Annotated in this window: 1 protein-coding gene (running past one end of the window); it reads right to left on the bottom strand. The window is 67.6% G+C overall.

Annotated features, from left to right (window positions below):
• Positions 1-100: 100 nt before the first annotated feature.
• On the bottom strand, positions 101-9,312 hold the 3' portion of the coding sequence (locus ABZV58_RS05920) for a type I polyketide synthase (protein WP_354999071.1). It continues 6,577 nt past the right edge of the window; only the last 9,212 of its 15,789 coding nucleotides appear in the window; its start codon lies beyond the right edge, outside the window — the gene reads right to left on this strand; it ends in the stop codon at positions 101-103.

The following is a 9,312-nucleotide window of genomic DNA, read 5'->3' as shown; positions in this document are numbered from 1 at the left end:
CCGCGACTCGTCGGCGAAATAACGTCTACAAGGCGGAATTCCAAAGTATTTACGGGTGGTCACGGCACGGGTTCGTCCGCCCGTGCCGCGCACATCGCCGTCAGTCCTCTGATGAGTTGTTGTAAGCCATGTCGATCAAGTCATCGATATCGAGCTCGTCGATCGATTCGTCCGTGCCGCTCTGCTCGATCTCGCTGTGACTTCCCTGTCCATGTGCGAGCCGCATGAGTGCGTCCAGCAGGCCCGCGTCGCGGAGACGGGCGACGGGGATCGTTTGCAGGGCCCTGCGAATATCGTTTTCCGACAGATCCGCCGACCGGCCGGAGTCACGGTGGTCGGTGAACTCGTCTGCCAGATATTTGGCCAAAGCCTCCGGTGACGGATAGTCGAACACCAGAGTCGCGGCCATCCGCAGACCTGTCGCGGACTCGAGGGCGTTGCGGAATTCGACAGCGGTGACCGAATCGAAGCCCAATTCGGTGAAAGCCCTGTCCGCCAGAATCGCATTCGCATTCCGATGCCCCAGCACCGCCGCCACCTGACCGCGAACGATCTCGACGAGCACACCGAGACGTTCGCTGTCCGGAGTCTCGGCCAGACGAGCGCGCAGATCCGAGGCCGCACTCGCGGCTGCCTTCCTGCGATGCGAGCTGAGACCTGCCAACAGGGCGGGCGCGAATCCCGCGCTGCGCATGGCGTTCAGGTCCAAGCGGGCGAGAATCGGGGCCGGTGTGTCGATCTGCGCCGCGGCGTCGAAGAGCGCGAGGCCTTGCTCTTCGGACAGGGGCAGCATGCCCGAGCGAGACATGCGGTGGCGGTCGATATCACTGAGTTCCCCGGCCATACCGCCGTCCCACAGACCCCAGGCAAGGGATTGCCCGCGGCTGCCCGACGCCCTGCGATGCGCCGCGAGCGCGTCCAAACAGGCGTTGGCAGCCGCGTAGTTTCCCTGTCCGGCGTTACCGAACGCACCCGCCGCCGAGCTGAACAACACGAACGCCTTCAGCGGAAGCTCGCGGGTCAGCTCGTGCAGGTGCAGTGCGGCATCGGCCTTTGGCCCCAACACCGTGTCCATCCGGTCCGGGGTGAGAGAACCGATGGCGCCGTCGTCGATGACACCAGCCATGTGGAACACACCAGAAAGCGGTTGGTCCGTACGCACTTTGGCAAGTGCTTCGGCGAGCGCATGGCGATCGGCGACATCGCAAGCGACGAACTCGACCTCGGCCCCCGAACCCTCCAGTTCCGCCCGCAACTCGGCGGCACCTGGAGCGGATTCACCGCGGCGGCTGAGCAGCAGCAGGTGACGGACACCCTGGGTGGCGACCAGGTGCCGGGCGAACAACCGACCGAGAAGACCGCCCGCACCGGTGATCAGCACGGTGTCATCTGGATCGAAGGATGGAGCCGGCACCGAACGCACTGCGGCGGAACCAATTCGGACCAACCGCGCGGCATGTACTTGCCCAGCGCGCACGGCGACGTTCGGCTCCCCCGCGGCCAGAATCCCGCCGAGCAGCCCGTCGATGTCGGAATCCGTGTCGATGAACACGATCCGGCCGGGACTTTCCGCCTGCGCGGAACGAACGAGACCACCCACAGCGGCGCCGGCCAGGTTCGTGATGTCTTCTCCGGCAGTCGATACCGCTCCACCGGTCCGAACGACCAGCACCGATTCGCCGAATCGCTGATCGGCTATCCAGGACTGGATAGCCCCCAGCGCCTCGTGTGTCGCGGTTCGGACGGCGGCGGGGTCGTTGCCCGCGTGGCAGTCCAGCACCGCCACCGCTGGGATCTCGTCACCGAGATCCGCCCACGGTACTGCGCTGATCTGGACCTCGGACACGGTGATCGGTGTCCAATCGACCTGGAACAACGCATTGCCGACGGTGGACGCGCCTGCCGTGAGCTGTGCGGGATCGGTGGGCCTGGAAGCCAGATTCCGCACCGTGGCGACCGGAGCACCCGACTGATCCGCCAGATCGAGCGCGGCGCCGTGCTCACCGACGCGGATGAGCCGAACGCGCAGCGCGTTGGCCCCAGCCGCATACACGGTGACGCCGGACCACTCGAACGGCAGCGCGAGCCTGCCCGCCGCGGCCTTGGGCTCGGCAATGAGTAGCGTGTGCAAGGCGGAGTCGAACAGCGCGGGATGGATCCCGAAGCCCTCGGCATCCCGCGAGTCCGGCAGAGCGACTTCGGCGAACAACTCATCGCCACGCTGCCACGCCGCCCGCAGACCCTGGAAGAACGGGCCGTACCCGTACCCGACATCGAGCAGCTCGTCGTAGGCGCCGTCGATGGGCAACGGCTGCGCGCCGACCGGCGGCCACGAGGCGAGGTCGAAATCGGCCAACGTCTCGCCTTGCGCGAGCACACCTTCAGCGTTCAACGTCCACGACGACGAAGCGAAAGCGACATCGTCAGGACAGGAGAAGATCCGCACAGCCCGACGGCCCATCGGGTCTTGGTCGCCGACCACGATGCGCAGCGCGACACCGTCGGACTCAGTCAACACCAGCGGGGCATGTAGGACCAGCTCGTCCAGGGTCGAGCAGCCGACCTGTTCCGCGGCGTGCAAGGTGAGTTCGACGAGACCTGTGCCGGGGAACAACACGGTGTCCAGCACCCTGTGGTCGACCAGCCACGGGTGTGTCTGCACCGACAGGCGGCCAGTGAGGGTTACCGCGTCGGTGTCCGGTTGCGATATCACCGCCGAAACCAGGGGATGTCCGGTCGCCGCCAGACCCATCGCTCGAGCGTCACCGCCACCGGCGAAACCTTCCGCGACCCAATAGCGGCGCCGCTGGAAGGCGTACGTGGGCAAGTCCACTCGCCGACCACCGCTACCGGCATAGAAACCAGCCCAATCGATCTCGGTACCGGCCACGAACAACGCGGCCAGGCCCGTCAGCAGGGTCGTGGGGTCGTCGTTGCGTTTGGTCAGAGCGATGGCGGTCGCGGTGTCGAGAGTCTGGGCGATCATCGGGGTCAGCACCGCATCGGGCCCGACCTCGGCGAACCGGGACACACCCATATCGCTCGCCGTGCGGACCGCGTCGGCGAAGCGCACCGTGTCGCGGACCTGGCCGACCCAGTACGACGGGTCCGACATCTCGTCGGTGACACGGGCGCCGGTCACCGTAGACACCAACGCCATGGCCGGCCGAGCGAACGCCAATCCCTCTATCGCCGTGGCGAATGCGGACAACATCGGCTCCATCAGAGCCGAATGGAAAGCATGCGACACCCGCAAACGATGCGTACGCCAACCACGTTCGATACACCTATCGACAACAGCCAGGACCGCGTCCTCGACACCGGAAAGTACCACCGACGAATGACCATTCAACGCGGCGACCGACACCCCATCGACATCGACCAACAACGCCAGCACATCGACCTCCGAAGCACCGACAGCCACCATCGCACCACCCGTCGGCAGCGCTTGCATCAACCGGCCACGCGCAGCCACCAAGACACACGCGTCCGCCAGCGACATCACACCGGCCACATGCGCGGCAGCGACCTCACCGATCGAATGACCAGCCACCACATCCGCACGCACGCCCCATGATTCGAGCAGCCGGAACAACGCCACCTCGAACGCGAACAACCCCGCCTGCGCGAACACCGTCCGATCGACAAGCTCACCGCTCGCCAATGCCACATCCAGCCGGACCGACTGTTCCAGCAGCGGATCCAGCTCGGCGACGATCGCATCGAAGTGTTCGGCGAACACCGGATAGGCGGCCCGCAGCCCGTCAGCCATACCGGCCCACTGCGCACCCTGACCCGAGAAGACGAAACCTGTCGACCCCGCCGCGGCACGACCGGTGACCACACCGGGTGCCTGCGTACCGGCGGCCAGCGCCCGGACGCCCGCGAGCAGACCGTCACGGTCGTCGGCCACGACGACCGCACGGTGCTCGAACACCGCACGGGTGGACGCCAGGGAGAACCCGACGTCGACCGGATCGTGTTCGCCCACCCGCGATGCCAGGCGGGCAGCCTGAGCGGCGAGAGCCTCGGCGCTACGGGCAGAGATCACCCACGGCCGTGCGGCCGGTGCCGAGGCCGGCTCCAGAGCCGGAGCCACCACGGGCGCGGTCACCGGGGCCTGCTCCACGATCAGGTGGGCATTCGTGCCGCTGATACCGAACGAGGAGACACCCGCGCGACGCGGCCGATCCACCTCCGGCCACGCCACCGGTTCGGTCAACAACCGGACATGCCCCTCGGACCAATCCACGTTGGTGCTCGGCCGATCTGCGTGCAGCGTCTTCGGCAGCATGCCGTGGCGCATCGCCATGACCATCTTGATCACGCCACCGACGCCCGCCGCCGCTTGGGCATGACCGATGTTGGACTTCAACGACCCCAACCACAACGGCCGATCCGCAGGGCGCTCCTGGCCATACGTGGCAATCAGCGCCTGCGCTTCGATCGGATCACCCAATGTCGTGCCGGTGCCGTGCGCCTCCACCACGTCGACCTCGACCGGCGATACACCGGCGTTGGCCAACGCCTGCCGGATCACCCGCCGCTGCGACGGACCGTTCGGGGCGGAGAAACCATTCGACGCGCCATCCTGATTCACCGCCGAACCAGCGATCACCGCGAGCACTTCGTGACCGTTGCGACGGGCATCGGACAACCGCTCCAACACCAGCACACCGGCGCCCTCGGACCAGCCGACGCCATCTGCGCTGTCGGAGAACGATTTACACCGACCGTCCGGCGACAAGCCCCGCTGCCTGCCGAACTCGAGGAACATGTCCGGTGTTCCCATCACCGCCACGCCACCGGCCAGTGCCAGATCGCACTCACCGGACCGCAGCGACTGCGCGGCGAGATGCAGGGCGACCAGCGAGGACGAGCACGCGGTGTCCACGGTGACCGACGGTCCTTCCAGACCGAACACGTAGGACACCCGGCCCGAAACCAAGCTGCCCGCCGCGCCGCTGCCGGTGCCGGTGCGCTGGGCGTAGTCGTGGTACATCAGGCCGGTGAAGACACCGGTCGAACTGCCGCGCAGCACCGCCGGATCCACACCGGCCCGCTCCAGCGCCTCCCACGAGATCTCCAGCAGCAATCGCTGCTGCGGATCCATCATCGTGGCTTCGTTGGGACTGATCCCGAAGAAGTCCGCGTCGAAATCGGCTGCGGAATATAGGAATCCACCCTGCCGGGTATAGGTCTTGCCCGCCTTGCCAGGCTCGGGATCGTAGATGCCTTCGATATCCCAGCCACGATCCGTTGGCATCTCGCCGGTCGTGTCGGTGCCGGAAGTGACCAGGTCCCAGAGGTCTTCGGGCGAGGCGACGCCACCGGGGTAGCGGCAGCTCATCGCCACCACCGCGATCGGGTCGTCGCCCGTGCGCACCCGGCCGATCACCGGCTTTTCGGCCGCCGCGGTGCCGGTGAGCTGCGAACCGATGTACTCGGCGACGATCTGTGCGTTCGGGTAGTCGAAGACCAGCGTCGCGGGCAGTTGCAGACCCGTCGCGGCATTCAGCTTGTTGCGAAACTCTACGGCGCTCAACGAATCGAAGCCGAGCTGCTGGAAAGCCTGCTGCGGCTCGACAGCGTCCACCGACGCATGCCCCAGAGTGGCGGCGGCCACCGATCGGACCAGATCGAGCACAGCGCGCGCACGGTCCGCGTCCGGCAAACCGGCCAGCTCGAGCGCTAAGGCCTGGCCCGCAGCGGTCCTGGTCTGGCGGCGGACCGGTGTCGGTGCCAATGAGCGGACCAGAGCGGGGATCTGCTCGCCCCGCGTCCGGAGCACCGCCGGATCGACGCGCAGCGCCACCAGTTGCGCGGCATCGGTCGCGATCGCGGCATCGAACAGCGCCAGACCCTCGGCCTCGGTCAGCGGCGGGAAGCCCTGGCGGCGCATCCGATCGAAGTCGTCTTCGGACAGCTCGACACCGAGCCCCGACGACCGCGCCCACAACCCGTAATCCACCGCCGTCGCGGGCAACCCAAGACTCCGGCGGTGTGCCGCTAGCGCATCCAGGAAGACATTCGCCGCTGCGTAATTCGCTTGACCGGCGGCCAGCACCAACCCGCCCGCCGAGGACACCAAGACGAACAACGACAGCGAGGCATCACGCGTCAGCTCGTGCAGATGCCACGCCGCATCGACCTTGGGACCGAACACATAATCGACCCGCTCGGCCGTGATCGACTCGACGAGACCGTTGTCCGAGGTCCCCGCCGCGTGCACGACACCCACCAAGGGATGCTCAACCGAAATACCGTCCAGCAACGCGGCCAGCGCAGACCGATCCGACACATCACACGCGGCGATGGTCACCTGCGCACCGAGCTCGGTCAGCTCCTCCCGCAGCTCGGCCGCCCCGGGAGCATCCAGCCCACGCCGAGACGTCAGAAGCAGCTGGCGCACACCATGTTCGACCACCAGATGCCGGGCGATCACCGCACCGAGACCACCGGTACCACCGGTCACCAGCACCGTACCCGGCTCGGAGAGCAGAACAATCGCGCCGGGCGCATGCCGCCGCAGCCGCGGCACGTATGCGTTCATACCCCGCAATGCGGCCTCCGGCTCCGTCCCGACGGCGGCCGCCGCGGCGAGCGAATCACCGTCGGCCTCCAGGTCGAGCAGCTGGAATCGGCCCGGATGTTCCGCTTGCGCGGCACGCAACAGACCCCACACCGGCGCCTGTCCCAGTTCCACCTGCTCCGAATCGGTAACCGACACCGCATGCCTGGTCAGCACCACCAAACGCGAACCAGCGAAACGACTGTCGGCCAGCCAACGCTGCACGGTGCCGAGCACGTCCATCGCGACCCGACGTGCCGCCTCCGGCGGCGCACCCTCGTGAGTGGGGCACTCGAGCAGCACGAGATCGGGCACCACCAAGTCGGGGTTCGCGTCCAGATCGGCGATCAATGCCGCGAGATCACGGTCGCGTCCGCCGAGTACCACCACTCGATCCGGCTCGACGCTCGCCGTGGACGGCGCGGCAGCGACCCACTCGACGCCGAAGAGGGCATCCGATACCCCGGCTGCGCTCAGGCGATCGGCCGACACCGGCCGCGAGATCAACGCGCCCACCGAGAGCACGGGTCGCCCCTGCTCATCGGCCATCTGCACCGTGAACCGGTCGCTCTCCAGCACGATCCGCACCCGCACCGCGGCAGCGCCCGCCGCGTGCAGTACCACGCGGTTCCAGCTGAACGGGAGCGCCGGGAAACCCTCGATGCCGCCACGCAGACCGTGGACGATCGCGGCGTGCAGCGCCGCGTCGAACAGTGCGGGGTGGATCCCGAAACCTTTGGCGTCCTTCGGGTCCGGCAGCGCGACCTCGGCGAACACCTCGTCACCGCGCTGCCACGCGGCCCGCAGCCCCTGGAAGTAGGGGCCGTAGCCGTATCCGACATCGAGCAGCTCGTCGTATGCGCCGTCGACGTCCAGTGGTTGCGCGCCGGCCGGTGGCCACGCGACGAGGTCGAAGTCGGCCGTCCCCGTGCCGGGGACGAGCACGCCTTCGGCATGGAGCACCCACGGACCCGCGGCCGTCTGGCGCGAGTGCACGCTCAGTCGGCGCCGTCCGGCCTCGTCCGGAGCGGCCACCACGACCTGCACGGCGACATCGCCCTCGGCCGTCAGGGTCAACGGAGTATGCAGAACGAGCTCGTCGACCATCTCGCAACCCAGCAGTCCACCGACGTGACCGGCCAGTTCGACGAATCCGGTGCCCGGAAGCAACACGGTGCCAAGCACGCTGTGGTCCGCCAGCCATTCCACCGAATCCAGCGACCACCGGCCGGTGAAGCTCACCGCTCCCGAATCCGCGTGCGGCACAACGGCACCCAGCAGCGGATGCGCCGCCGCGTCCAGCCCGACCGCGGTGACGCCACCCAGTTCGCCGCCGAGCCACGACTGGGCCAGCATCTGCTTGGCATCCAGCCAGAACCGTTCGCGCTGAAAGGCGTAGGTGGGCAGGTCGATTCGCCGCGCTCCGGAACCGGCGTACACGCTCGCCAAGTCCACCTCGGCGCCGGCCACGAACAACCCGGCCAGCGCACTGATCACGGTCACCGCGTCCGCGTGGTCGCGTCTGGTCACCGCGACCGCCGTGGCGTCGCCGAGAGTCTGGGCGACCATCGGGGTCAACACCGCATCCGGCCCGACCTCGGCGAACCGCGACACACCCATACCAGACATCGCGACAACCGCATCAGCGAACCGGACAGTATCCCTGACCTGACCCACCCAATACGCCGGATCCGACATCTCATCGACGACCCGGGCGCCGGTCACCGTCGACACCAACGGGATGGTGGGCTGGGTGAACACCAAGCCCTCGATCGCCGAAGCGAACTCGGCCAACATCGGCTCCATCAATGCCGAATGGAAAGCATGCGAAACCCGCAAACGACGCGTCCGCCAACCACGCTCAGTGCACTTCGCGACGACCGCGACCACACTGTCTTCGATGCCGGACAACACCACCGACGACGGACCATTCACCGCCGCGACCGACACCCCATCGACCAGCAACGGCAGCACATCGGCCTCGGACGCACCAACCGCCACCATCGCCCCACCAACAGGCAACACCTGCATCAAACGACCACGCGCCGCCACCAACACACACGCGTCCGCCAGCGACAACACACCAGCCACATGCGCGGCAGCGACCTCACCAATCGAATGACCAGCCACCACATCCGCACGAACACCCCACGATTCGAGCAAACGGAACAACGCCACCTCGAACGCGAACAACCCCGCCTGCGCGAACACCGTCCGATCGACAAGCTCACCGTCCGCCAACGCCGTCACCAGCGAAACAGGCTGCCCCAGCATCGGATCCAACTCGGCCACAACCGCATCGAAGTGCTCGGCGAACACCGGATAGACGGCCCGCAGCCCGGCCGCCATACCGGCCCACTGCGCACCCTGACCCGAGAACACCACACCCGTCGAACCCGGCACCACACGACCGGACACCACCCCGGATGCAGGCGCACCGGCGGCCAGCGCCCGCACGCCCGCGAGCAGCTCCGCACGGTCCTCGGCCACCACGACGGCTCGATGCTCGAACACACTGCGCGTCGACGCCAGCGAGAAACCGACGTCGATCGGATCATGGTCGACCACATGCGACGCTAGCCGCGCCGCCTGAGCGGCCAGAGCCTCGCCGCTGCGCGCCGACAGCATCCACGGCACGGCCGGGACGGTCCGGATCTCCGGGACCGACTCGACCGCCGATACCGGAGCCTGCTCGAGAACGAGATGCGCGTTGGTGCCGCTGATACCGAACGAGGACACCC

Origin of the sequence: Nocardia sp. NPDC004654, assembly GCF_040609595.1 — a bacterium.
GTDB lineage: Bacteria > Actinomycetota > Actinomycetes > Mycobacteriales > Mycobacteriaceae > Nocardia.
This window is presented reverse-complemented; position numbering and strand designations above follow the sequence as displayed.